Below are 25,023 nucleotides of genomic sequence, written 5' to 3' on the forward strand. Positions count from 1 at the left end.
CCGGGCTCGCGCTCCACGCCCGCGCAGGGGAGCATGGGCGCATGACCGATGCCGACTGTTTCCGCTCCCCCAGCGTGGACCCCTCGGGCGTGCCCTTCACCGAGCTGACGCCCGCGCGGCTGCGCACCGAACGCACCAGCATCAAGTGGACGCGCTTCCCCGAGAATGTGTTGCCGCTCTTCGTCGCGGAGATGGACTTCGCGCTGGCGCCCGAGATCCGCGAAGCGCTCATCGCACGAGTCACCGCCTCGGACACCGGCTACCTCGACGGCCCGGGACCGCTCGCGCCCGCGTTCGCGGACTACGCCGCGCACGCGTGGGGCTGGGAGATCCCGCTCTCGCGCGTGTTCCTCGCCACGGATGTGGCGACCGGCGTGGTCGAGTCGCTGCGCGTCGAGGGCGAACTGCGCCGCAGGGCTGCCGCAGCGGGTGGGGCGTCCCCGAGCGGGCGGATCGTGGTCCCCACGCCCGTGTACCCCGGCTTCTTCGAGATGCTCGAGGAACTCCCCTACGAGATCGTCGAGGTGCCGCTCGTCGAGCACGGCGCAGCAGACGCCCACGCTCGGCCAGCGCATGAAAGCCCCGAGCTACGACTCGATCTCTCCGCGATCGAGCGAGAGTTCGTGGCGGGCGCCGATGCCTTCCTGCTGTGCAACCCGCACAACCCGCACGGGCTCGTGCATCGGGAAGAGGAGCTCGCCGAGCTCGCGCGTCTCGCCGCCGCGCACGATGTGTTCGTCGTGTCCGATGAAATTCACGCCCCGCTCACACACTCGGGCGAGATCTTCGTTCCGTTCGCCCCGCTCGCCGCGGCCGCTGGCGCCCTCTCGGTGACCGCGACGTCTGCGAGCAAGGGGTGGAACCTCGCGGGGGCGAAGTGCTCGGTCATCGTCGCTGCGGACGCGCGCGCCGAGGAGGCGCTGCAGCTCCTGCCACCCGAAACTGTCACGCGCGCGAGCATTCTCGGGCTGCACGCCGGGGTTGCCGCATTCACCTCCGGCCGCGACTGGCTCGCCCGCACGATCGCACAGGTCGAAGCGAACCAGGCGCTGCTCGCCGAGCTCGTGGCCGAGCAGTTGCCCGGCGTGCGCCTCACCCCCGGCCGGGCCGGCTACCTCGCCTGGCTCGACTTCCGCGAAACAGGGATTGGTGCCGACCCCTATGTGCGCATCCTGGGCGATGCCCGCGTCGCGCTCAACAACGGTGCCTTCTTCGGCGCGGGCGGGGCCGGGCACGTGCGCCTCAACCTTGCGTGCGCGCCAGACACCATTCGCGAAGCCATCGCGCGCATCGCGACACTGTTCCCCACGACGGAGGCATCGGCATGAGCACAACGCACGAGGCGGCCACTCCCATCACCGATTGGGACGGCTTCGATTTCGATACCCGGCAGGTGCACGCCGGGGCCTACCCGGATCGCAACTCGGGGCTGCGGGTGCCGCCCATCGCGCTCTCCGCCGGCTACGTGTTCGACAGCTTCGACGATCAGGTGGACCGCTTTGCCGGACGCGAGCTGTGGCGGGGCGGGATCGGGCTGACGCGCGGCACTGACCCCGATCCCGAGCTGTTCGATGGTCCCGGTGAGCCCGCGCCCATTTACTCCCGGCAGGGCAACCCCACGAACGCGGTGGCCGAGGATCGTCTCGCCTCGCTCGAGGGCGGCACCGCCGCGGTGGCCGTGTCAAGCGGGCAGGCGGCCATCTCCTCCGCACTCTTCGCCATCGCGCAGGCCGGCGATCACATCGTTTCGACCGCCTCGATCTACGGCGGCACCCGGATCCTGTTCGGGCGCAGCTTCAAGCGCTTCGGCATCGAGGTCGACTACGTGTGGGATGCCGCAGATGACGCCGAGTGGGATCGGGCCATCCGCCCGAACACGAAGGCGATCTACACCGAGACGATCCCCAATCCCCGCAACGACGTGACCGACCTGCGCCGCATCGCCGCAGTTGCTGCACGCCACAACTTGCCGCTCGTGGTCGACAACACGGTGGGCACGCCCGCGCTCATCCGGCCGTTCGAGCACGGCGCCAACATCGTTGTGCACTCCACAACGAAGTTCCTCACCGGGCACGGGGCCGCGGTGGGCGGCGCGATCGTTGACGGCGGCACCTTCGACTGGGAGGCCGCGGAGCGCGCCGGCCGCTCGTTTCCGCTCGTCACCGCTGCGCCGCGCGCCGGCCTGGCGTCCCTCTTCGATCGCTTCGGCGACCGCGCCTACGCGCGCGCGGTGCGCGAGGCCGTCGTGAACGATATCGGGCCCGCGCTCTCACCGTTCACCGGTTTCCTGCTGCACCAGGGAATGGAGACGCTGTCGCTGCGCATGGCGCGGCACGTCGATTCGTCGCTCGAGATCGCGGCGTGGTTGGAAGCGCAGCCCGAGGTTGAGTCGGTCGACTACGCGGGCCTGCCGTCGAATCCGCTGCACGATCTTGCGCAGCGGGACTACGCCGGCCGCACGGGCTCGGTGTTTGGCGTGACGGTGCGAGACGGGCTCGCAGGTGCACGCGCGTTCGTCGATGGGCTGCGTGTGTTCTCCCGGATGACCGGTATCGGCGATACACGCTCGATGATCATCCATCCGCTGAGCTCAACGCACGCGACGTTTGCGCCCGAGCTGAACGAGCGGCTCGGGATCACCCCAGGCCTGCTCCGTCTCTCCGTCGGGCTCGAATCGGTGGCCGATCTGAAGCGCGATCTGCGCGGCGGCCTCGACCGCCTGAACTCCCTGCGCGGGTAGTCGACCGACGCGGGAGGGCATTGCGCGCTTCCGCACGCCCCGCCCTCCCGCGGGATACCTACGCTGCGGCCTGGGCCGCGCTCGACTCCGTTCTGACTTCTGGGACACGACGGGTCAGCCTCACACACGCCACCGCCGCGAGACAGAGCACTGCGGTGTACGCAACCACGAGGCCCGGATTTCCGCCACCGGCGGCGAGCAACAGCGGCACGACGATCGGCGTCAGCGCGCCTGAGGTCAACGCGGCCGCCTGATAGCTCAGGGAGACACCGGTGTAGCGAACTTGAATCGGGAAGAGCCGGTACAGAATGTGCGGCATCGGCCCGTAGTTAAAAGCCGTGCACGCCGCAACAATCACGCACATGCCAATGATGAGCACTGGAGAGCCGCTGTGGGTCGACAGGAAGAGCGGATAGGCGATCACCGCGATCCCGACCAATCCAATCGTCGCGACAAATTGTGGTGAGATCTTGTCACCGAGCCAACCGGCCACTGGCATCAACAGCACCTCAGCGATCGCACCAATGGTCAGCGCATTGAGCAAGAGCTCCGTGCTCACTCCAGCCTCGTCCGCACCATAGGCCAGGAAGAATGATGAAGTGACGTAGTAGCCACCCGTCGCGACGAGCATCACCCCCGCACCGAGCAGCACGAGCTTTCGATGTTTGGTGAAGACGTCTTTCACGGGTGTCAGAGAGATCTGTCCCGTCTGCTTGGCCACTTGGAACTCCGGCGACTCCTGGACCGTGGAGCGCACGATGAGCGCGACGATCACCAATACTGCGGAGAACAGGAAGGGGAGGCGCCACCACCCCTCAAGCAACCCACCCATGCGTTCTGCGATCAGGAAGATCAGCGAGGAGAACAGTGCGCCCACAGACGAGCCCATTTGCGTGAAGGAGCCCAAGAAAGTGCGACGCCCCTCTGGCGCATGCTCAACAGAGAGCATTGCCGCCCCGCCCCACTCACCACCGACAGCGACGCCCTGCAGGAACCGAAGCGTCACCAGAAGCACCGGTGCGAGCGCTCCGACTGATGCGTAGGTGGGAAGCAAGCCCATGCAGAAGGTCGCAGCGCCCATCAGCAGCAAGGTGACAACCAGGGTGCGCTTGCGCCCGATCTTGTCGCCCAGGCTTCCAAACAACAGTGCCCCAACTGGGCGGCCGAGGTACCCGAACGAAGTGGTCCCGAATGCAACCACAAAGCCCACGACGGGCGGAAGTGAAGGGTCGAAAAACACCTCACGAAACACAAGAGCGGCGGCCGTTGCATAGATAAAGAAGTCGTACCACTCGATCGAGGTTCCAACGAGCGCGGCAGCCGCCGCACGCTTCGGAGTGCGCCGAAATTCGGCGGGGGCAGCCTCAGCCGAGGCCGTTCCAGATGACGTCATTGTCAGTGCTCCGTTTCCTAGTGTTTTACTGCGTGCGAGCGGCGCCGATGCGGCCGCCCATCATCGACACGAGTTCATATGCGCAGTTCGCTGCCGCAACTGCGGTGACGCTCGCGTGGTCGTACGCCGGGGCGACTTCCACAACATCTGCGCCAACGAGGTTCGCGTCTCTCAGCCCACGCAAGAGCTCAAGGAGCTCTCTGCTCGTCAAGCCACCCGCCTCAGGCGTACCGGTCCCCGGCGCATGTGCGGGATCGAGGACATCAATGTCGATCGAGACGTAGAGCGGGGCGTCTCCGACGCGAGCTCTCACCCGGTCGAGGATCTCGAGAAATGGAGTGGTCTGGAATTCTCGCGCATGCACAATGGTGAAGCCGAGCTCCTCGTCATCGCGCAGATCGTCGGCGCTGTAGAGCGACCCGCGGATCCCAACGTGCGCCGACCGCTCTTTGATGAGCAGCCCCTCCTCGATCGCCACCCGGAAGGGGGTGCCGTGGGTGATTGGGGTATCAAAGTACGGCCCCCACGTGTCAAGGTGCGCATCGAAGTGCACGAGCGCCATCGGGCCGTGCTCGCGGTGCAGCGCTCGCAGTGAGGCGAGTGCAATCGTGTGGTCGCCACCCAGCACCACAACGGGCCGTTGCCCAGCCGCGAGTTCTGAGATACCGGCTTCAATCTCGGCGAGTGCTGTCGGAATGCTAAACGGATTGCAGTCAATATCGCCTGCGTCAACAACCTGCGCATGGGTGAACGGCGCAACGTCGAGCGCTGGGTTGTATGGCTTCAGGAGACGAGATGCCTCACGGATCGCCCCTGGGCCGAACCGGGCCCCCGGACGAAAAGTCACCCCCGAGTCGAAGGGAACACCAACGACAGCCACATCATGTGTGGGGACATCGTCCACGCGCGGAAGCCGCGCGAAAGTGGTGAACCCTGCATATCGCGGCGACACCTGTCCGTCGATCGGCGGGACGGGAATGGAGTGGTCCATGTGAATATTCCTCTCTGAATGTACTGGCACCCGAGCCACCAATTATGGAAGCCAACAAAGGAAATTCGCGAAAACTCAGAGATGTCACCACCTTGCCACGATTCACTTAGATGAACATACAATCGATGCATGCACGAGATCCCTGACGTGACAATTGCTGACATCGCACGCGATGAGCTGCTTCCCATCACGATCATCACGCTCGCAGGCAAGGACGCCACCTCCCCGGTCACGTGGGTGCACACCACGGAACGCGCCGACCCCCGACCCCACCTCCGCGCAAATGAACTCATCTGCACCCTCGGAAGTGCCCTGGTTCACCCAGGGGCCGCCGGGGAGTTCGTGGGCGCTCTCGCAGCAAGCAAGGTTGCTGGGGTGGTGCTCGGGCTCGGCGAAGTGCACTTGTCCACGCCACCTTCGCTGATCGCTGCGTGCGAGGAGCACGGACTCCCGTTGCTCGCGATTCCGCACGATGTGCCATTCCGCGCGGTCGACGAGGCCATCTCACGGCGACGCGGCCAGATTGAAGACGAAGCTCGAAAGCGCGAGGTCGCGGCACTCACCGCACTCACCTCACTTGCGAGAGAGGGAGCCTCGGCGCAGCAAATGCTCGCGAGTGCGGGCAATGCCCTCGGTGGAACGCTGCAGAGCCCCGAGCCAACACTGGGCTCCCCTGAGGTGCAATGGGACGGGCCCGGCCTCCCACCCTCGGCTGAGTTTCTCCAACAGTTTGCTGCACTCCTCGATCTTGCCCAGCTGGAACGAACTCGGGGACGCGCTGAGCAGCACGCACGGCTGGGGCAGCTCATCGAACTTGTTTCCCGTGGCCTTGCGCATCCCGCAGCACTCGCACCTGAACTGACTGCACGTGGCCTTTCCGAAACTGCACTCCAAGTCTCATTGTGGCCAGCGGGCAGCGCGAGCACATTGGAGTCTCGATGGGACAGTGTGCTCGTGGGAGCATTTGAGCACTCCGTGGTGATGTTGTCTGCTCCACTCGAACGTGAGGCTCTGCACGCGCTCGGACTCGTCTGCGGATTCAGCGCGACAATTGACCTCCCGAATCTGCGACGTGGCGTGAACGAAGCCAAGTCAGCCTTCACGCTCTCACGGAATCGAGGAAGCGTTGCAGGCCCCCTCGATCTCGTGTCACTCGATGCTTTGCTCGAGCAGCAACCAGCCGACGCACTCGCGCCTTTTATTGAGGCGCTCATTGCACCGCTGATTGATAGCGATGGCGAGCAGAAAGGAGACCTCGTGAAGACACTCGAGGTGTTCATCGCGAACGATCGCCGCATCCAGGAGACCGCGAATCAGCTCTTCGTTCACGTCAACACGGTTCGCCACAGGCTCACGCGGGTGAGAGACCTGACGCTGCGGGATCCACTCACATTTGCTGGGCTCGCTGACCTCAGGATCGCACTCTGGGCATACGATCGTCGTCGGCTGATCGCTCACCGGCTGACTCGACCGCTCTAGGGTTGCACACACCCCTGCGCGGAGGGGTGGGCCAGCCGGAGCACGGGCAAGAGGGCCTGGGCGGGGATGGCAGGGCCGGTGGGCCGGCGCCGGACTACGCCGTTTGGGCGAGCGCCTCCCGTGCCGCCGCCACGGCCTCCGGGGTGGCGGCGTAGCCGTGCTCGGGCCCCGGGAACACCGCACCCCGCACCTCTGCCGCATACGCCGCGATCGCAGCCGTCGTGTCCGCACCGATCGTGCCGTACGACTTCACGAACTTCGCGGTGTGCCCCTCGGTGACGCCCAGCAGGTCGTGCAGCACGAGCACCTGGCCATCAGCGGGGCCGGCTCCAATGCCGATCAGTGGAATCGACACGGCCTCCCGCAGCACCTCCGTGATCTCGGACGGCACCGCCTCCACGACCAGGCAACACGCGCCCGCCGCGGCCACGCCGATCGCCTCGCGCACGAGTCGCGCAGCGCTCTCCGTCGTGCGACCCTGCGCGCGCAGCCCGCCGAGCGCCGTCGCGGTCTGCGGCGTCAGACCGATGTGCCCCACCACGGGGATGCCGGCCGCAACGATCGCGCGAATCCTGCTCAGCCGTTCGGGGCTGCCGCCCTCCAGCTTCACGGCGTCGGCGCCAGCCTCCTTCACGAAGCGGATCGCGGTCGCCACCGCCTGCTCATCCGACAGCTCGGTCGTGCCGAACGCGACGTCGCACACCACAAACGCAGTGTCCGTGCCGCGGCGCACCGCTCCCGCGAGCACGAGCAGCTCATCGGTGGTGATCGCGACGGTCGAGTCGTGGCCGAGCACCACCTGCGCGCCCGAATCGCCAACGAGCACCATGTCGACGCCGGCCCGCTCGGCGGCGCGCGCGCCCGGGTAGTCGTACGCGGTCACCATGACGATGGGCTCGCCCGCTGCGCGCATCTGCTGCAGGCGGGGAATCGTGATCTTGGTCATGTCGTCACTCCTTCGTGTCCGGAGCCGGCCCGGAAGGCGCAAGCTCCACGTTGTCGATGAGGCGCACGTCCCCCACGCGCGCCGCGATGGCGCAGAGCACGGGCCCGGCCACCTCGCGCACGGGGGTGAGATCGTCCGGGGTCACAAACGCGAGGTACTCCGGGCGGATACCGGCCGCCTCAAGCATCGCATCGGCGTCACGCGCAAGCACCGCCACCCGGCGCTCCCCGGTGGCCACAGCAGCTTCGACCGCCGCGAGCGCGCGCGGGATCGCACGCGCCTGATCCCGCTCCGCTTCCGAGAGCCGTACGTTGCGACTCGAGCGGGCGAGCCCATCCTCGTCGCGTGAGGTGGGGCAGGCGACGATGCGCGTGGGGATACCCAGGTCGGTCACCATGCGTCGCACAACCAGCAGCTGCTGTGCATCCTTCTGACCGAAGTACGCTGCGTCCGCGCGCACGGCGAGCAGCAGTTTCGACACCACGGTTGCCACACCGTCGAAGTGCGCGGCGCCCCGCTTCGCCCCCTCGAGCGTTTCCGTGAGCGGACCCGAGAGGTGCACGGTCGTGGCGAACCCGGCCGGGTACAGCTCAGCCGCCTCGGGCGCAAAGATCAGGTCGACACCCGCCCCCTCGGCAAGTGCCGCGTCGGCGCCCTCCTGCCGCGGGTACCCGTCGAGATCGGCCGCCTCGGTGAACTGCGTGGGGTTCACAAAGATGGACAGCACCACCACGTCGTTTTCGGCGCGGGCCGCTCGCACGAGCGACAGGTGCCCCTCGTGCAGCGCGCCCATCGTGGGCACGAATCCCACGCGGCGCTCACCCGCCGCAGCGCGCGCGTCGAGTTCGGCCCGGAGCTCGGGAATGGTGCGGACGATCCTCATCGGGTCTCCTCGGTGGGCTTCGGTGCGGGATCAGCGCTGTCGCGCCGCCCCGCAAGGGCACGCGTGGTCTCCGCAAGTGCGTCAAACAGCGCGAGTTCTTTGGGCAGCCGCTCCGCGACCGCGGCACGCTGCCGGGCGACCGTCGCCTCGTCGCCGCGGGCGATTGGCCCGGTCAGCGCGTCAGCAGCGCCGTGTCGCGCCCAGTTCTCAAGCGCCACGCGCGCAAGCGGCGCCAGTGCCTCGCGCGGGAGGCCGGCGGTCGCCGCGAGTCGTTCCGCGGTCCACTCGAGCGCCACGAGCGCGTTCGCGGCAAGGGACGCGGCGGCGTGATAGGCGGCGCGATCCGCATCGGCCACGCGAAACGTGCGCAGTCCCAGGGCCTTCGCGAGGCGCGCGGCATGATCCCGTGCCCGCTCACTCGTGCCGTCAAGCGCCGCGTGCGCACCGGCGAACACGGTTTCCGGCCCGGTCACGCTGAGCAGCGGGTGCAGGCTCAAACCCTCGTGCGGGGCGAGCACATCGAGCCCGGTGATCCCGGAGAGGTGCGCAACAATCGGGCCGGGCAAGATCGCCGCCGCCGCATCCGCGATCGCCGAATCAGGCACTGCGAGCAGCACAACATCCGCGCCTGCGCCAGTCGCGCCCCGCCCCAGCGGGGCAGACACACTCAGATCGGGATCGGCGCTGAGCGCAGCACTCAGTGCCGCGCCCATGCGGCCAGCCCCCACGATCTGAATCCGCATGCGGTTCGCTACAGCTCGAGCCCGTACAGGTTCGGTTCGGGAACCAGGATGATGCCGAACTCCTGCTGCACGCGCTGCACGATGAAACGCCCGAGCTCAGCAACGTCGGCGGCCGTCGCCGCACCGCGGTTCGTGATGGCGAGCGTGTGCTTCGAGGAGATCGCGGCGCCGGAACCCGGCAGGCGGAAGCCCCTGGGCACCCCGGCGTGCTCGATCAGCCACGCGGCGGACAGCTTCACCATGCGCTCGGGTGCCGCCTGCTGCGGCGCGATCGACGCTCCCGCCGCGAGGTCTTCGAGGCTCACCACCGTGTCCTCGGGCTCGGCGTCGCCGACCGGGAAGCGCGGGGCGTTCTCCGGCAGCGTGCGCGCGAAGCGCTCCGTGACAATCGGGTTCGTGAAGAAGGATCCCGAGCTCCAGGAGTCGTGATCAGCCTCGTTCAGCACCATGCCCTTTGCGGCGCGCAGGCGCAGCACGGAGTCACGCAGCACGCGGATCGGCACGTGCGCGCCAAGCTCCACCCCGAGTGCCGTGGCAAGCTGCCCGTAGCGCACGGGAGCCTCGGCGGCCGCGGTGTCCGCCGGGTCGCTGGCCGCGGCACCGTGCCGGCCACGTGACGCCCCGGCGCGCGTGAGCACCAGGTCGATCGACAGGACGACGCCCTCGAGCCCCTGCTTGATCACGGAGTCCCGGTACCCCAGCTCCAGCTCGGCGGCGCTCAGCGTGCGAGGCGTCGCCGATCCCGCATCGAGAAACTCGATCGAGTGCAGTACGTCGGAAAGCTCCTGGCCGTACGCCCCGATGTTCTGCACGGGGGCGGCCCCCGCGAGTCCCGGGATGCCCGAGAGCGCTTCAATGCCGGCCCAGCCGCGCGACACGGCGGTCTCGACGAGCCCATCCCAGTCTTCGCCCGCGGCGACGCGAATGCGCAGCTGCGATGCGGGCAGATCGGGATCGGGGACTTCCGCGATGCCGCGCGTGCGCACGAGCAGCACGGGGCCGGGGAAGCCGTCGTCGTGCACCACGGTGTTCGAGCCGCCGCCGAGCAGCAGCCACGGCTCGCCCTCGCGGCGGAGCTCGCGCGCGTGCGCAATCAGCTCGTCACGAGTCGTCGCGGTGAGCAGGCGTTCGGCCGGCCCGCCCACGCGCATGGTGGTGAGCTCGGCGAGGCGGGTGCCATCGCCGAACGTGGCGACCGGGTGCTCGCCGGCAGCGGTCACGCGAATGCCGCCACGAGCTGAGCTTTGCCCAGCACGGTTGCGCCGTCGAATACGACCTTGAGGTCAATGCGCGCGGTGCGGGCCTCGGCGTCGATCGCACCGATGGTCGCGGTGACCGTCACGGCTGCGCCGATCTCCGCGTCGACCGGAACCGGGCGGGTGAAGCGTGACTGGAAGTCCTGTACCCAGCCGGCAGCGCCGAGCCAGTCTGCGGCAACCGCGCCAGCGGAGCCCATGGTCAGCATGCCGTGGGCGAGCACGCCCGGCAGCCCCACCGACACTGCGATGTCGTCGCGATAGTGGATCGGGTTGAAGTCGCCCGAGGCGCCGGCGTAGCGCACCAGCCGGTCGCGGGTGAGTGTCAGCTCGCGCTCCGCGACGACGTCGCCGACGGTGAGCTGCTCGAACACGGGTGCGGCGCTCATGCGGCGGTCCCCTCTCCCGCGGCTGCGGCTTCGTCGGGCTCGGGCGCACGCACCACGAGCGTCGAGATCGCGGTGACGACGTGCTCGCCGGCGGCGTCGGTCATGGCGCTCGAGGCGGTGACCATTGAGTGGCCGCCGAGCTGCTTGACCGCCGCGATCGTGAGGGTGGCGGTGAGCTCATCGCCCGCAACGACGGGGCGCGAGTATGTGAAGCGCTGGTCGCCGTGCACCACGCGTGAGAAGTCGACTCCCGCTTCGGGGTCGGCGAGCAGCTGCGCAAGCGTCGCTTCCTGGACCACCACGGGGAAGGTGGGCGGTGCGACGATGTCTGCGTGCCCGGCTTCGCGAGCGGCCGCGGGGTCGAAGTGGACCGGGGACTCGCTCAGCACGGCGCGTGCGAACTCGCGGATCTTCTCGCGGCCCACGAGGTACGGCGCTGTCGGCGGGTAGACCCGCCCTTGAATTTCAGGATTCACCACCCCGCCAGTGTACCGAATCGTGTCCGGCTTGGCGGGGTGGTGTCCGATGAGGCGACTTACTTCTTGCCGCCGAGCAGGCCGCCGAGGAGATCGCCCAGGCCGCCGCCCGAGCTCTGCTGCTGACCACCGCCGAGCAGACCGCCGAGCAGATCACCCAGGCCGCCGCCCGATGCCTGCGCGTTCTGCTGCTGGCCACCGCCGACGAGGCCGCCGAGCAGGTTGCCGAGCACGCCGCCGAGTCCGCCCTGGTCGTTCGATGCGGCGACGGTGCCCTGCTGGCCGCCCACCTTGCCCGCGAGGAACTGCATCACGAGGGGCGCGAGCAAGGGGAGCAGCTGGGGCACGAGGCTCGCGATCGCATTGTCACCGGCCTGCTGGCCGAGCGCCTGCGCAACTTCGTCCTTTTTATCACCCAGCACGTGCTTGACGATCTTCTCGCCATCGGCGGTGTCGATCGCACCGAGGTCAACGGTGCCCTCGGTCGGCTGGTGCTTCTCGAGCGCGCTCTCGAGCTTTGCTGCGCCCTCGGCGTCGGTGGCGTTGACCGCCATGCCACCAATGAGGCCGGGAAGTGCCTGCTGCACTGCGGCACCAATGGTGTCCTGGTCGACGCCAAACTTGGCGGCCAGTTCACCGAGCGGGATGTTCTTGAGCAGGGATTCGAGATCGGCGTTCTGAGCCATGAGTGTCTCCGTCTGTTCGATGTGGGAGGGGTGCGGCGACGCAGCCGCGCCCCCACACGCCTTCAGCGTACTGGCTGTGCGTGCCGTGTGGAATACCCCAGAATCGAATGCCTCCGTGGGAGTGCCGTTCCCGACGCGCGACACGCGGCACTTATCGGCTTCAGCAACGGATCCCCGAAAGGTTTGTGCCTTATATCCAAGGAAGCGGGGGCCCACTCCAATAGGCTGGAGCCTATGTCCCGCATTCGTAAAGTGCTGATCGCCAACCGTGGCGAGATCGCCGTCCGCATCATCCGTGCCGCCGCTGACAGTGGCATCGCATCCGTCGCCGTCTACGCAGACCAGGATCGCGACGCCATGCACGCGCAGCTGGCCGACGAGGCGTACGCGCTGAACGGTGCGACGAGTGCCGATACCTACCTGGTGATCGACAAGATCCTCGGTGTTGCTCGCCGCTCGGGCGCCGACGCCGTGCACCCAGGCTACGGCTTCCTCGCCGAGAACGCTGACTTCGCGCGCGCCGTGATCGCAGCCGGCCTCACCTGGATCGGCCCGAGCCCCGACGCCATCGAGCGCCTGGGCGACAAGGTGTCCGCGCGCCACGTTGCCGAAAAGGTGGGCGCGCCGCTCGCCGCTGGCACGAGCGATCCCGTGCAGAACGCCGACGAGGTCATTGCGTTCGCCGACGAGGTGGGCCTGCCCATCGCGATCAAGGCGGCGTTTGGCGGCGGCGGCCGGGGCCTGAAGGTCGCGTACAAGCGCGAGGAGATCGCCGAGCTCTTCGAGTCCGCCACCCGCGAGGCCGTTGCCGCGTTCGGTCGCGGCGAGTGCTTCGTCGAGAAGTACCTCGAGAAGCCGCGCCACGTCGAGACGCAGTGCCTCGCCGACAGCCACGGCAACGTGGTGGTCGTGTCGACGCGCGACTGCTCGCTGCAGCGCCGCCACCAGAAACTTGTTGAGGAGGCGCCCGCGCCGTTCCTCACCGACGAGCAGAACGAGAAGCTCGTCTCCTCCTCGAAGGCCATCCTCAAGGAGGTCGGCTACGTGGGTGCGGGCACCTGCGAGTTCCTCGTCGCGAAGGATGGCACGGTGTCGTTCCTCGAGGTGAACACCCGCCTCCAGGTCGAGCACCCGGTGTCCGAAGAGGTCACGGGCATCGACCTCGTTCGCGAGCAGTTCCGCATCGCAGAGGGCGGCGAGATCGATTACGACGATCCCACCCCGCACGGCCACTCCTTCGAGTTCCGGCTGAACGGCGAGGATCCGGGCAACGGCTTCCTGCCCGCTCCCGGCCCGGTCACCCTGTTCAAGCCCGCCTCGGGTCCCGGCGTTCGCGTCGACACGGGCGTCACCTCGGGAGATGTTGTCTCTGGCGCGTTCGACTCGATGCTCGGCAAGCTCATCGTCACGGGCGCAACCCGCGAGGAGGCGCTCGAGCGTTCGCGCCGGGCGCTCGCTGAGTTCGAGGTGCAGGGACTCCCGACCGTACTGCCGTTCCACCGCAAGATCGTCAGCGATCCGGCGTTCACCGCACCGGACGGCAAGTTCGGCGTGTACACGCTGTGGATCGAGACCGAGTTCGAGAACGACATCGAGCCGTGGGAGGGCGAGGTTCCCCCGATCGCGCAGGATCCGAAGCGCCACACCGTGGTCGTCGAGGTGGAGGGCCGCCGCGTCGAGGTGACCATGCCTGCAACGCTGCTGCCGCTCGTGGATCAGGATGTCACGCGAGGCCCGGCCCCGAAGCGTGCGAAGGGCGCGGGCGTGGCCACTGCGGCCGGCACTGGCGTCTCCGCTCCGATGCAGGCCACCGTCGTGAAGATTGCGGTCGAGGAGGGCCAGACGGTCGCCGAGGGCGATCTCGTGGTGGTGCTCGAGGCGATGAAGATGGAGCAGTCGATCTACGCGCACCGCTCGGGCGTCGTCACCGGCGTGGATGCCCCGGTGGGGCAGACGGTGCCGAGCGGCCACATGCTGCTCTCAATCGTCGACGCCGAGTAGCCACCGGCCACCGGCCACCGGCCACCGGGAGGGCAGCTTCCCCGCCGCAGGGCAGGTTTCCACCGGGTTTTACCTACCCCGGTGCAGGAAACCTGCCCTGCGCGCTTTTGGGCGCTGGGTGTGACGAGCGTTGGGGCGCGGGGCGCGTGTCCGCTCGGCCTAGAACACCCAGCTGGCGCCCGCCGCAACCGGCCACGCCCACGCCGCAGCCGCACGCGCAACCACCTCCGGCGCACCGGCCACCAGCCCCGCCTGCGCCAGCGCAGCGAGCGAGGTGGACCCCAGGTGGGCCGCGCCGAGCTCGCGAATGTCGAGCGTCAGCTCCGCGGCAGCATCGGTGCGGGTCACTTCGGCGTGCTCGAACGCATTCGCCACGACGCGCCACCGCCCAGCGTTTTCGGGAATGTGCCCGTCCGTCACGTCGAGCACCACGTCGATCGGCGCGGCGTAGCGCCGCTCGGCAAGCGCGCGCTGCACATCAATGATGCGCACCCACTGCAGGTCTTCCGTCGTGGGCGCTGCCGCGCGCGCATTCACGAGCAGGCTCAGCACGGGATCATCGATCGGGATCGGCCCCGCGCTCACCCGTGCCATCAGGTCGAGGTCGAGCAGCACGGACCACAGGCGGTGCGTTGCCGCCGCATCAAGCCCCACGCAGTCGCGCAGCTGAACGGTGCCGTCGGGCACGTTGCGCTGCCAGTCGCCCTTCCGCCGGAATCGTGCGTAGCCGCGCGCCTCCCCGGACGCGTCGCGCACGATCAGCAGGCGCTGCGCCTCAAGCCCGCCACGCAGCGCCGGCGCGTCCTGATCGACATACCGACGCAGCTCGGGGGTCTCCCAGGTCACCCAACCGGGCCGCCCGACCCCCGCAGGTTGCGCAGCGTAGCCCGCGTGCAGCGCCGCGACCTCCGGCCCGTCGCGATCCGGATCCCACTCGCGCAATTCGACCGTCAGCTCAGCGCTCCCCGGCACCTCGCGCAGCTGCGCGCCGCGCGGCACCGTGAGAGACACTTGCGCACTCGCCTGCCCGTAGCCGAAGCGCCCGTAGATCGCAGCTTCGGCCGCGTTGAGCCCGGAGATCGCCTCGCCGCGGGCGCGGCAGTCCGCGAAGTGATGCCGCATGAAGCCGCTGAGAATCCCGCGCCGACGCCAGCCAGGATGCACCCCTACCCAGGTGAGCCAGGCGCCCGCAACGCGCGCGCCCGGCACAGGGAACTGCGCAAGCGAGTACGCGCCATACATCGCTGCAAGCTCTCCATCGCCCGTCTCGACCGCCCAGGTCCGCCCCCACGGAATCGGTGTGGCGAGCGGAAGCAGGTCGCTCACCGCCACATCGGTGGGGAACGCCCACGCGTCAAGCCGGAGTACTTCTTCGAGCCGGTCAGGGGTCGTGAGTTCGACGAGCTGGGTACCTAGGGGAAGCCGCATACTCCTCAGTATTGCCGAAACTACGCACTTTCGAACGGGTCTGAGCAGGCGCGGTTCGAAAAGCGGAACGGCGTGCCGTACACTTCTGAGCAACAGTGAAGTTTCTATAGTTGGACAAGGGCGTCAAATAATGGCACAGACCACGGCACCTCCCGTGAGCACCCCGAAGGAGCGACGCAAAGTCGTCGCCGCTTCGATCATCGGCACCACCATCGAGTGGTACGACTTCTTCATCTACGCGTTCGCGGCGAACCTCGTGCTCGCGAAGCTGTTCTTCGAGCCCGCCGGGCCGGGGATGATGCAGATCCTGTCCCTCGTGACGATCGGCCTCTCGTTCCTCTTCCGCCCGCTCGGCGCGTTCCTCGCCGGCCACTTCGGCGATCGCCTCGGCCGCCAGCCCATGCTCGTCATCACGCTGATGCTCATGGGCGTCGCGACGGTGGGCATCGGTCTGCTTCCCACGTACCAGTCGATTGGGATCGCGGCTCCCATCCTGCTCATCCTCTTCCGCATCCTGCAGGGCCTTTCCGCGGGCGGCGAGTGGGGCGGCGCCGTGCTCATGTCCGTTGAGCACGCCCCGAAGGGCAAGCGCGGCCTGTTCGGCATCTTCCCGCAGCTCGGCGTGCCCTTCGGCATGCTGCTCGCATCCGCCGTGCTCGCGCTCATGCGCGTGATCGCACCCGGCGACGCGTTTGAGGCGTGGGGCTGGCGTGTGCCGTTCCTGTTCTCCGTGGTGCTTATCATCGTGGGCTTTGTCATCCGTCGCACCGTCGACGAGTCGCCCGTTTTCGCCGAGATCGCCGAGTCGAAGCAGCAGGAGTCTGCCCCGATCGTGCAGATCTTCAAGCAGCACTTTCCCCTCGTCATTCTGAGCGCGCTGCTCTTCGCCGGCAACAACGCCGTGGGCTACATGCTCACCGGCGGCTACGTGCAGGGCCTTGCCTCGCGCCCGGAGGCGGACGGCGGCCTCGGCTACGACCCGGTACAGGTGCAGCTCGCGGTGCTGACCGCAGCAATCGTGTGGGCTATCTTCACGTACCTCTCCGGCCCGCTCTCCGACCGCTTCGGCCGCAAGCCGATCATGACGATCGGCTGGGTGGTGCAGGCCGCGGGCGTGATCCCACTCTTCCAGTTCGTGTTCAACGGCGGCGTCGGCGGCGTGCTCCTCGGCACGTGCCTGCTCGCGGTGGGCCTGGGCCTCACCTACGGCCCGGCAGCGGTGTGGTTCGCTGAGACGTTCCCCGCATCCATTCGCTACTCGGGCATCTCGATCAGCTACGCGCTCGGCGGCGTGATCGGTGGCGCGTTTGCGCCCACCATCGCGCAGCTGCTGCTCCAGTCGTTCGGCAGCACCTGGGCAATCGTCGTGTACCTCCTGATCATGACGAGCCTCGGCATGCTCGCAACGATCCTGCTTCGCGACCGCAGCAACATTCCGCTCGACCTCGAGTTCGAGCGCAGCGGTCAGTGGAAGACCTGGACCCCGGCGGGCCGAAAGTAGAGAACCCGCGCACGCGGCGGCGACCGGTTCCTCACGGTGAGGAACCGGTCGCCGTGGCATTTCACCGGAATACCCCGACCGCACGAAACGTTGCACTCGGTATGACTTCATCGCCGCTGCTTTCAATTCTGGATCTCGCAACGGTTGAGGCGGACGGCAGCATTGCTGACGCGTTCGCGCACTCCGCAGATGTCGCACGGCTTGCTGAGGCGAGTGGCTACGAGCGCATCTGGTACGCCGAGCACCACAACATGCCGTCCATCGCATCCAGCGCAACCGCGGTGCTCATCGCGCACATCGCGGCGCAGACGAGCACCATCGGGCTCGGCGCGGGTGGCGTCATGCTGCCCAACCATTCGCCGCTCGTCGTGGCGGAGCAGTTCGGCACGCTTGCCGAGCTGCACCCCGGCCGCATTCACCTCGGGCTCGGCCGCGCTCCCGGCACCGACGGGGCAACCTTCCGCGCGCTCCGCCGCACGCACGCCGCGGCCGAGAGCTTCCCCGCGGATGTGGTCGAGCTGCAGCGCTACCTCTCCGACGAGCTGCCGCGCACCGCGGTCAACGCGTACCCCGGCCGAGGAACCAACGTGCCGCTCACGATCCTTGGCTCGTCGCTCTTCGGCGCCCAGCTCGCCGCCCAGCTCGGACTCCCCTACTCCTTCGCATCGCACTTTGCGCCGCAGCTCCTCACCACCGCCGTGCAGCACTATCGCGCGAACTACACGCCGAGCGCGGCTCACCCCGAGCCGTATGTCAGCGCAGGCATCAACGTGGTAGCGGCGGAGAGCGACGCGGAAGCCGAGGCGCTCTTCGCCCGAACCGAGCTGCACCGGGTCCGCACCTTCCTGTCGCGCGGCCGAGAGGTTCCGCTCACGCTCGACGAGGCCGGACAGCTCATCGATACTCCCGCTGGGCGCGAGATCCGCGGGATGCTCCAGTACACCGCGGTGGGCGGCGCCGAACGCGTACGCGAGGAGCTCGCGCAATTCGCGAAGTTCGCCGACGTCGACGAGCTCGTCACCGTTCACGCTGCCCCGACACGGGCCGAACAGCTTGCCTCGGTGCGCATCGCTGCGCCAACCGCCGCGTAGAGTTCCTCCAGGGCCGTGCCGCATCTGCCGCGCGGCGCGAAAACGCCGCGGCGGGGATCCCAAGCTGCTGCTGAGATCCCCGCCGCCGGCGCCTGACTATTCGCTCAGCGAGCCGCCAAATTCGCTCTCCGCCGCACGGCGTCGCCCGTAGATGAGCACCCCGCCCGCGATGAGCAGCGCGCCGCCGGCCGCGCCGATCATTGGCCAGCCAAGCCCGAAACCCGTCTCCGCGAGCGAGCCGCCCGGCTTCGGGCTCACCGGAGGCTTCGGATCCTTCGGGTCAACCGGAGGCTTCGGGTCCACTCCGCCCGTCGCGCGGTAGGTGTAGGTGACCACGGTCGGGTCCTTCGCAACAACGCCCTGCGGAGAGCCGTCCACCTTCACAAATTCGTACCCGTCGAAGGCGAGTTGCTTGGTGACGTACGCGCTTCCCACCGCTCCCGACTGCACGATCGGGCTACGCAGCTCGACGCCCGTGTCGGTGACGTACTTCGCAACCACAGTTCCCGTCTCAGCGGGCGGGGCCCCCTTCTTCGCGTAGTGGTACGTGACCGTCTGCGGATCCGATGCGTACTCACCCGTCGGCGCACCGTCGACACGGACGAAATCGTAGCCGTCAAAGCTCTTCTGCTCCGTCTCGTACGCGCTACCGACGGGCCCAGTGAGGGGCACGTCCTCGATCAGCGGGTTGCCCTTCGCGTCGAGGTAGCGAACCGTCACCGTCCCATCTGGGACCGGTACGTCCTTCCACTGCGCGTAGAGGCGCAAGTTTCCGGCAGGGATGGTCACATCGCCTGAGGCGTATGCGTCCCCACTCCCATCGGCTTCCGTGTTCCATCCGTCGAAGATCTTGCCCGTGGGCACGGTCGTCGGCGCCGCCTCGAGCGGGATCTCGGTGCCGACAGAGCCCAGCTGCCAAACGCGCGTCACATCGTCCCGCTGCACGATGCGCTGCTTCCACTGCGCTGGGTCAAAGGCCGCTTCCGTTTCGTCAGGCCAATCGCCACCGTTCGGATCGAAGCGCACGAAGGCCTGCTGCAGCGCCCCGGCATCCTCATCAACGTCAAAGCCGCGCTGATCGGTGGTGATTCCTGCAGCCGCCGCGCCAACGTTGTCCGCGAGCCCCACGAGGTACGTATCGTCAGCTGGGCGGATCATGATCGTGCCGGGAACCTGCGCGAAGTCACCGTTCGGATCGCCGGCCTGAACACTGCTCCCGTTCGCACCGGCAGTCGGCGTGTCCGTTCCGAGGATGGCCTCACGGTTGATGACGGTCAGGTCGATGGCCGTGCCGTTGTCCACGCCAATATTGGTCTCTGTGCTCAGCGCCAGGAAGTCTTCGCCGTCGTCCGCAGGATTCGCGGCTCGGGGCGGATACTCGAGTTCAAGGTCATCTTGCGTCAGTTCCGGGAGCTCGGGGTGCTCCCCAACAGTGTCCGGCGCTTCAGTACCCTGCAACGTCTCGATGCCCGCTCGCGCCGAGACCTGACGATACGAGTTTGTCGCCGGCGAGCTCCCGTTCTTGGCGAGCACGTCGTTCCCAACAAACAGGTTGTGCGACATCACGATGGGCTGCGTCGGGAGGTAATTTGTGTCGCCGTAGGCGGAGACGGCGCCTCCGCGCTGTAGCCCGAGCAGCACGTTTCCGGCCTCAGCGATGTTGTTGACAAACGTGTTGTGGAGCAGCGTGAGCGGCGTACCGAACGCTTCGATCGCTCCGCCACCACTCGTGTCGTCATAGTTGGTCTGGAGACCCTGGGATCGGTTCCCCAGGAACGTGCTGTTCTCGATGTGCGCGGAGGAACCGTTTCCTGACTGGAGCAGCAGCGCGCCGCCTTCGTCACCCGCGACGTTGTTCGTGAACGTCGAACCGGAGATGACCGTCTTGCCCGTCTGGGGGCCGGTGATTGGTCGTTCCGACACCGCGATGGCGCCGCCATCGTTCAGGCTGTTGTTGTTGGCTGCGATCGGCACGGTGTTCGAGTCGAACACGCTGTCACGAACGGTAAGCACACCGTCCATCTGGTGGAAGGCAATCGCACCTCCGCGTGTGGTTGAGAGGTTCTCCGAGAACACCGACCGTTCGACCGTGAGGTCCGTCTTGCCGGTCAGACGAAGTGCACCGCCCGCGTAGCCCAGACCAGTGCCGGAATTCTTGTGAAACGTTGACTGGGAGATTGTCGCTACGACTCCGCTGGGCATACCAATCGCTGCGCTTGATCCCGCTCTGTTTCCGAGAAAGCTACTCGTGCTCACGTCGAGGCGAGTCACCCCGCTCAGGGCCAAGCCGTTCGAACCATCGATCCCCGCGAAGGTGGCGTTCGTCACCGTCACGTCACTCACATTGGAGATGCCGAGCCCACCACCAGTGACACCACCTGGATCACCCGCAGGCTCTGCGTCGTTCGGACCTTGGAAGGTGAGTCCCTCGACCGCAACGGTGACTCCCGCTGCCCCCGTGAAGTTCATGTGGCGCCCGGCGGCGCCATCCGCCATCGTGACGGTGGTGTCTGCTCCCGCTAGCGTGAGCTGCACGCCCGCAGGGATCGCCGTTGTGAGCGTGGTCGCAACCGGCGCAAAGTCAGGCGCAAGGGTGACTGTGGCAGGTCCGGCGCTCAAACCCTGTACCGCTGTCTGCAGCTCCCCCGCTGAATGTACCGTCATATCCGCCGCGAACGCGGGCGGTGCGAGGGCGAATGACCCCAAGATCACCGCAGCACCAAGCCCCCCAGCAAGTCCAGACTTCCATCGTGTGTGCTTCACTGCGCCCCCGTCATTTCGCCCCGATTTCCGCTCCGAACCCCTCGCAGCGACCCCGCCATCTCAGGCGTACCGGATGGCTGGCCATCTCGGCCAACTCTCGCCGCTCAGATATGACTTCGTCAAGTGTTTTCCGAAAAGCACCCTTGACAGTCCTGAGAGAGGGAACTTGAATGTGGGGAACTTGTTGTGATGGTGGGGCAGCGTGGGAGGGCGTGTGGCTGAGGAGACACCGGCGCAGAGGAGCGCAGCGCCGCTGCAGCATGCTGCCGAACTGTTGATCTGCGCCTACCGCGCACTCTGCCGTCACCCACAGGGATGCGGCTCAGAAGAGCAATCTCTCGGAGGATGCCCCGCGTGCAGCGCCATCGCGGAAGTGCGCGACATGGTCCGCGTCTTCGCGTCTTCCGTGTACGAGTCTACGGCGCTCTGCGCACACTTCGAACGAGAGCTCATCGAGCTCCGGAACGCGTACCCACCCCGCACCGCCGCATAGCGGTTTTGGACGTGCAGGGCCTCCCGGCTTCGCGACGGAATCCGTGGAGACCCAGCCCGGCACCTACATATATGCAGATCACGCCGGGGGGAAATTGGGGATCACGGCGCGGCTTCGGTGTCAGGCCTTGCACTGGCAAACTAACTCCGGCAGGACTCAAAGTCAACCCACAGGCGGCGAGCCCTGAGATGCACTCACAAGGCACACCGCTGTGGCCAACCGGGGATGGGGGATGGGGGTTCGGTTGACCACAACAGCGTGCCAGTTTTGCCTACTCCGTCGATTCGAAGACTCCACCAGCAGTGAGAAGCCACAAAAGACAGGACTGCCGTCTTGTCTCTCCCTTTCATCAGCCACTGAGTCCGAGGACGGGTCTCCTTGGCACGACGTGTAGCTCTCAGCATCAACAGTAAGACGCCCGCACGGGCCTTTCTAGCGACTAGGTGCTGCTCCGACCAGAGTGGAGTGGTTGCGGCCCAGAGGTGAGTGCTTTCGGCAGTCGGTCAAGTGCGCAGAACGAGCAGCATGACACGTCACGTATGAAAATCATTGGATGGCCGATTCAGTCTTCCTCACCCCTGGGCTCGGTCACGCGGCCGGAAACTGACTTTGCGCTCACCGCACGCTCCCGAAGATCGGCGAGAGATCGAGGTTCCTCGGTGGGTCGCAGCACCCCTGAACGCAGGTCACGCGGGACGTAACTGAACTCACCGCCGCCACGCCCGCCCCAGCGAACCGTGGCGTGCGCTGTGCCGCCCGTGCCACCCTTTGGCGCAGCAAAACGCACCTCGGAGATCTCAGAGATCGGAATCCGCCTCTGGCGCCAGCCGACGAGCAACGCATCACCGTCGTCACGCACCACCATGGTGTAGCCGAGCGGCTGGATCCCAATCCCGAAAGCGGCGACGAGGCAAATGAGCGCGAGGAGGACCGGGCCTGAGGCAAGACCGGTGATGGCACCACGCGCGAACCCACTGATCATCGCCGTGCCTGCGCCGAGCACACAGAGCAACGCCAAGACTCGGGGCACAAGCACAAACGCCATCCGCGAGATGCGTTGGTGCGAAGACTGTGTCGTTGTGTCCATTTGTCCCCTAAGCTGCCGCTGGCTGTCGACCCCCACGCGTCGTCCATCCAATGTATCCGCCTGCAAGAACAACAGCCCCACCAAGCGCGAGGCTCCACCACGGGAACCCAGGCACATCAGAAGCCGATCCCGCTGCAATTCGATCCGGATCCGGAGTGGGCAGTACGCGTTCTCCTGTCACCAAGATCCGATGAGTGTTCACACCGAGCGGTGTGCAAGTGATGAGCGTCACCAGGTCCTCCCCCGCTTCCTGATGCAACGTCTCAGTCTGGTCGGGCTCGACGACGAGCACATCACGCACGCGGTAGGTGGCAACCTCGCCGAAGGTCTCCAGCGTGAACGTATCCCCAGCCTTCACACGGTCGAGATCGGTAAACATCCGCGAGCTCGCCAACCCCCGGTGGCCTGTGATGACCGACCGAGTGCTCTCGCCGCCAACGGGCAACGAGGTGCCCTCAAGGTGCCCGAGTCCGCGAAGCAGCGTCTCTTCATCAGTGCCATGGAAGATCGGAAGGTCGAGGTCGATTGTTGGGATGCGCAGGCGCGCCATCACCCCGCTCGGGGTGACGAGCTGTTGCCGGTAGGCGCCACCTTCGCCTGTTGTCTCACCCGCACCAACGGCTACATTTGCTCCCGCCGCGACGAGGGCGCCGGAAGAAAGTGCCTCGTTGTATCGCTGAGCATCTCGCACCTGTGTTGCCGCATCGGGGTTAGCGTCTGCGACTTCTCGGTCGTACACGCCAATCAGCGATGACTGATTTTTCTGCGAGAACCAGGACGCTGTGCTCGGGTACAGCATGACGCTGACGCCAAGCAGCCAACATGCTACGGTGACCCAGGTCATCGCGCCCGGCCGGCGCCGCCGCAATGCGGTGTCGGCCGGGCGGCGGTCCTCTTTTCGCGGAGCGCTGCGCGCGCCGTCGAACCCGGCAGGGGAATCCGGACTCGGTGCGGCGTGTCGACTCATGTGCACTCCTTCGAGAAGAGGTGAGGTCGAAGCGCGAGGGGCGTGGGGGACGCTTGCCTCGCGCTTCAACCAGGGAAGGCGCGAACGCGCCGCTTTGTGTTACGCCTCGCTGCGCTGGCGGCGGCGTGCGATCAGCACGGAGCCCACCGCGACGCCGGCGAGCGCCAGCCCGCCCGCGATCATCAGGGTCTGGCCGGCCGCGCCCGTCAGGGGCAGCTCGGGCACGCCCTGCTGGCGGTTGGGGATCTCATTGCTGACGGGAACGGTGGTGACCTCACCCGGGGCAACAATGACCTGGGTCTTGGCGTCGTCTCCCTTCGGAAGGACGAACCCATTGGGCGCAGCGATCTCCTCGAGCACATAGCAGCGCTCAGTGAGACCGTTGTTCATCGTGCCACCCTTCAGCTCGTCATCACCAATCCAGAGGCCAGGGATCACAATCGAACCGTCAGCGCCCGAAGTTGCAACCAGTTCGCTGCCATCGGTGCCGTTGACAGCGACAAGATCAGTATCGAGGCGGCAGTCCGAGGCTTTCTGGCTCATCCACACACGGAATTTCGCGCCGGCGAGGCCGGTACCGGTGGCGTCGGCGTCGACCTTCTTCATCTTTACCTGACCCCAGCGGGTCCAAACCTGCTCGGTGGGGGTACCGGGGTTGCCGTCGCCATCCAGGTCCAGGTCGTTCACGTTGACGAGCCCCTGGTTGGCGATCTCACCGTTTCCCAGTCCCGTCACGGTGGCGTTGAAATCGACCTGCACAATGTCTCCCGCGACAAGCGTCGCCAGGGCGCCAGTCAGCTGAACGGTCAGCGTCGACTGAACGGGCGAACCTGAGGTGGTCCACTCAGTGGTGTAGTCGCCCGCCGCGAGCGGGGTGCCGTTCACGGAAACAATAGGCGCCTTCGAACCGGTCAGACGTGCGTCGAGCGTATCCGTGATGGTGAATTTCGTGTACGTGTCACCCGTCACCGCAGGAGCCTGCTGCGAAATCGAGTAGCTGACCTCCGAGCCGAGCACGTAGCCGTTGACCGGCTGGTCCTGGATCGTCTTGTGCGGCTTGTCGCCCACATCGTTCTTCGGGTACAGATTGACGTCGTACACCCAGGTGCCGTCGCCCTCGCCCTGATTAATACCAGGGGTCGGGATGGTCACGATGAACGGCTCGGACTTCTTCGTCACGCTCGCGGGAGCAGACTTCTCACGCACGACATATGCACCGAGAGGCATGCGCCCACTCTGCGCAATACCGCCGACGGTTGCGGGCAGTTCGGTGCACCCCGAGAGCGTGTGCGAGCCGAGCGAGGTTCCCGTGCGGGCCCCAACCAGCTGCGCCTCGGTAACCGCGCGGACGGTGTCCCAGCCCGCATTGGTGCCGTCGAAGAGGTCGATGCCTGTGATCGTGCAGTACTCGAAGACGACGCCATCGATGGGGGCGGACGAGGGGGCGGTGCCCGTGCCGTCCGGATTCATCGTGCCGCCGCCTGGATTCTCGAACTTATGCACGGTGAGCGAGCCGTCGACGGTGGTGTCGATGTTCTCCGCGTACGCGGCCGAACCACCGGCGAACAACCCCAGCGCACCCACGGCGAGTGCCGCTGTGGCTGCGAGCCCGCGGCGCAGGGCCCGGGGAGCAGTGTTCTGAGACATGGGTATTCCTTTCTGAGCTACCGATGTTCGGCAGGTTGGGATCGCGCTGCCACGGAAGTGCGG

General features: G+C 67.1%; 20 protein-coding genes. 6 read left to right on the top strand and 14 right to left on the bottom strand.

Translation table 11 applies throughout. The annotated features are described in order from the left end of the window. The first annotated feature begins 41 nt into the window (after positions 1–41). Both D3226_RS09880 and D3226_RS09885 read left to right on the top strand, forming a co-directional pair. On the top strand, positions 42–1,328 hold the full coding sequence (locus D3226_RS09880) for a MalY/PatB family protein (RefSeq protein ID WP_202382376.1): 1,287 nt from the start codon (positions 42–44) through the stop codon (positions 1,326–1,328). Continuing rightward, positions 1,325–2,740 (top strand): O-acetylhomoserine aminocarboxypropyltransferase/cysteine synthase family protein, encoded by a 1,416-nt coding sequence (locus D3226_RS09885; RefSeq protein WP_202382377.1) that lies wholly within the window; start codon positions 1,325–1,327, stop codon positions 2,738–2,740. The genes D3226_RS09880 and D3226_RS09885 overlap by 4 nt, the downstream gene beginning before the upstream one ends. A 58-nt stretch (positions 2,741–2,798) precedes the next feature. Here the strand turns inward: D3226_RS09885 and D3226_RS09890 are convergent, their stop codons facing one another. Together D3226_RS09890 and speB are read right to left on the bottom strand one after the other, a co-directional pair. After that, positions 2,799–4,133 carry an MFS transporter gene (locus D3226_RS09890; protein ID WP_202382378.1) on the bottom strand — a complete coding sequence of 445 codons (1,335 nt, stop codon included), beginning with the start codon at positions 4,131–4,133 and terminating at the stop codon, positions 2,799–2,801. A gap of 25 nt (positions 4,134–4,158) precedes the next feature. Then, positions 4,159–5,124 carry an agmatinase gene (speB, locus tag D3226_RS09895; protein WP_202382379.1) on the bottom strand — a complete coding sequence of 322 codons (966 nt, stop codon included), beginning with the start codon at positions 5,122–5,124 and terminating at the stop codon, positions 4,159–4,161. A gap of 129 nt (positions 5,125–5,253) precedes the next feature. On the opposite strand from speB, the gene D3226_RS09900 reads away from it, so the two are divergent. Further along, positions 5,254–6,603, top strand: a complete 1,350-nt coding sequence (locus D3226_RS09900) for a PucR family transcriptional regulator (RefSeq protein WP_202382380.1) — start codon at positions 5,254–5,256, stop codon at positions 6,601–6,603. Positions 6,604–6,697: 94 nt separating this feature from the next. Here D3226_RS09900 and panB read toward each other — a convergent pair whose 3' ends face one another. The 7 genes from panB to D3226_RS09935 all read right to left on the bottom strand — a co-directional run bounded on the left by panB (position 6,698) and on the right by D3226_RS09935 (position 11,982). Continuing rightward, positions 6,698–7,549, bottom strand: a complete 852-nt coding sequence (panB, locus tag D3226_RS09905; protein WP_202382381.1) for a 3-methyl-2-oxobutanoate hydroxymethyltransferase — start codon at positions 7,547–7,549, stop codon at positions 6,698–6,700. 4 nt (positions 7,550–7,553) lie between these two features. After that, entirely contained in the window at positions 7,554–8,432 is an 879-nt protein-coding gene (gene panC, locus D3226_RS09910) for a pantoate--beta-alanine ligase (RefSeq protein ID WP_202382382.1), read from the bottom strand. Next, entirely contained in the window at positions 8,429–9,175 is a 747-nt protein-coding gene (locus tag D3226_RS09915; protein WP_202382383.1) for a Rossmann-like and DUF2520 domain-containing protein, read from the bottom strand. Before D3226_RS09915 ends, panC begins: the two co-directional genes overlap by 4 nt. Before the next feature lie 8 nt (positions 9,176–9,183). Continuing rightward, a complete protein-coding gene (locus D3226_RS09920; protein ID WP_202382606.1) occupies positions 9,184–10,326 on the bottom strand; it encodes a UDP-N-acetylmuramate dehydrogenase in 1,143 nt (380 codons plus the stop codon). A gap of 65 nt (positions 10,327–10,391) precedes the next feature. Beyond that, the gene (locus tag D3226_RS09925) at positions 10,392–10,820 is read right to left on the bottom strand and encodes a MaoC/PaaZ C-terminal domain-containing protein (RefSeq protein ID WP_202382384.1); all 429 of its coding nucleotides are present in this window, start codon (positions 10,818–10,820) and stop codon (positions 10,392–10,394) included. Then, positions 10,817–11,299, bottom strand: a complete 483-nt coding sequence (locus D3226_RS09930) for a MaoC family dehydratase N-terminal domain-containing protein (protein WP_337248966.1) — start codon at positions 11,297–11,299, stop codon at positions 10,817–10,819. Before D3226_RS09930 ends, D3226_RS09925 begins: the two co-directional genes overlap by 4 nt. Positions 11,300–11,355: 56 nt before the next feature. Further along, entirely contained in the window at positions 11,356–11,982 is a 627-nt protein-coding gene (locus D3226_RS09935) for a DUF937 domain-containing protein (RefSeq protein WP_202382385.1), read from the bottom strand. A gap of 234 nt (positions 11,983–12,216) precedes the next feature. Between D3226_RS09935 and D3226_RS09940 the strand changes: the two genes are divergently transcribed. Next, positions 12,217–13,983 (top strand): acetyl/propionyl/methylcrotonyl-CoA carboxylase subunit alpha, encoded by a 1,767-nt coding sequence (locus D3226_RS09940; protein ID WP_202382386.1) that lies wholly within the window; start codon positions 12,217–12,219, stop codon positions 13,981–13,983. A 159-nt stretch (positions 13,984–14,142) separates the two neighbouring features. Here D3226_RS09940 and D3226_RS09945 read toward each other — a convergent pair whose 3' ends face one another. Further along, positions 14,143–15,411 carry a GNAT family N-acetyltransferase gene (locus D3226_RS09945; protein WP_202382387.1) on the bottom strand — a complete coding sequence of 423 codons (1,269 nt, stop codon included), beginning with the start codon at positions 15,409–15,411 and terminating at the stop codon, positions 14,143–14,145. 130 nt (positions 15,412–15,541) lie between these two features. On the opposite strand from D3226_RS09945, the gene D3226_RS09950 reads away from it, so the two are divergent. Both D3226_RS09950 and D3226_RS09955 read left to right on the top strand, forming a co-directional pair. Further along, complete coding sequence (locus tag D3226_RS09950) at positions 15,542–16,912, top strand: MFS transporter (RefSeq protein WP_202382388.1); 1,371 nt, start codon at positions 15,542–15,544, stop codon at positions 16,910–16,912. A gap of 101 nt (positions 16,913–17,013) precedes the next feature. Further along, on the top strand, positions 17,014–18,003 hold the full coding sequence (locus D3226_RS09955; RefSeq protein WP_202382389.1) for an LLM class flavin-dependent oxidoreductase: 990 nt from the start codon (positions 17,014–17,016) through the stop codon (positions 18,001–18,003). Between the two features lie 96 nt (positions 18,004–18,099). On the opposite strand, the gene D3226_RS09960 is transcribed toward D3226_RS09955, so the two are convergent. The 4 genes from D3226_RS09960 to D3226_RS09975 all read right to left on the bottom strand — a co-directional run bounded on the left by D3226_RS09960 (position 18,100) and on the right by D3226_RS09975 (position 24,960). Further along, positions 18,100–20,766 carry a MucBP domain-containing protein gene (locus tag D3226_RS09960; RefSeq protein WP_202382390.1) on the bottom strand — a complete coding sequence of 889 codons (2,667 nt, stop codon included), beginning with the start codon at positions 20,764–20,766 and terminating at the stop codon, positions 18,100–18,102. A gap of 1,055 nt (positions 20,767–21,821) precedes the next feature. Continuing rightward, positions 21,822–22,346, bottom strand: a complete 525-nt coding sequence (locus D3226_RS09965) for a hypothetical protein (protein WP_202382391.1) — start codon at positions 22,344–22,346, stop codon at positions 21,822–21,824. A 7-nt stretch (positions 22,347–22,353) separates the two neighbouring features. Next, positions 22,354–23,313, bottom strand: coding sequence for a class C sortase (locus D3226_RS09970; protein ID WP_237462675.1), 960 nt, complete (start codon positions 23,311–23,313; stop codon positions 22,354–22,356). A gap of 99 nt (positions 23,314–23,412) precedes the next feature. Beyond that, entirely contained in the window at positions 23,413–24,960 is a 1,548-nt protein-coding gene (locus D3226_RS09975; protein WP_202382392.1) for a SpaH/EbpB family LPXTG-anchored major pilin, read from the bottom strand. Positions 24,961–25,023 lie beyond the last annotated feature (63 nt).

Source organism: Leucobacter chromiireducens subsp. chromiireducens (assembly GCF_016758255.1).
GTDB classification, from domain to species: domain Bacteria; phylum Actinomycetota; class Actinomycetes; order Actinomycetales; family Microbacteriaceae; genus Leucobacter; species Leucobacter chromiireducens.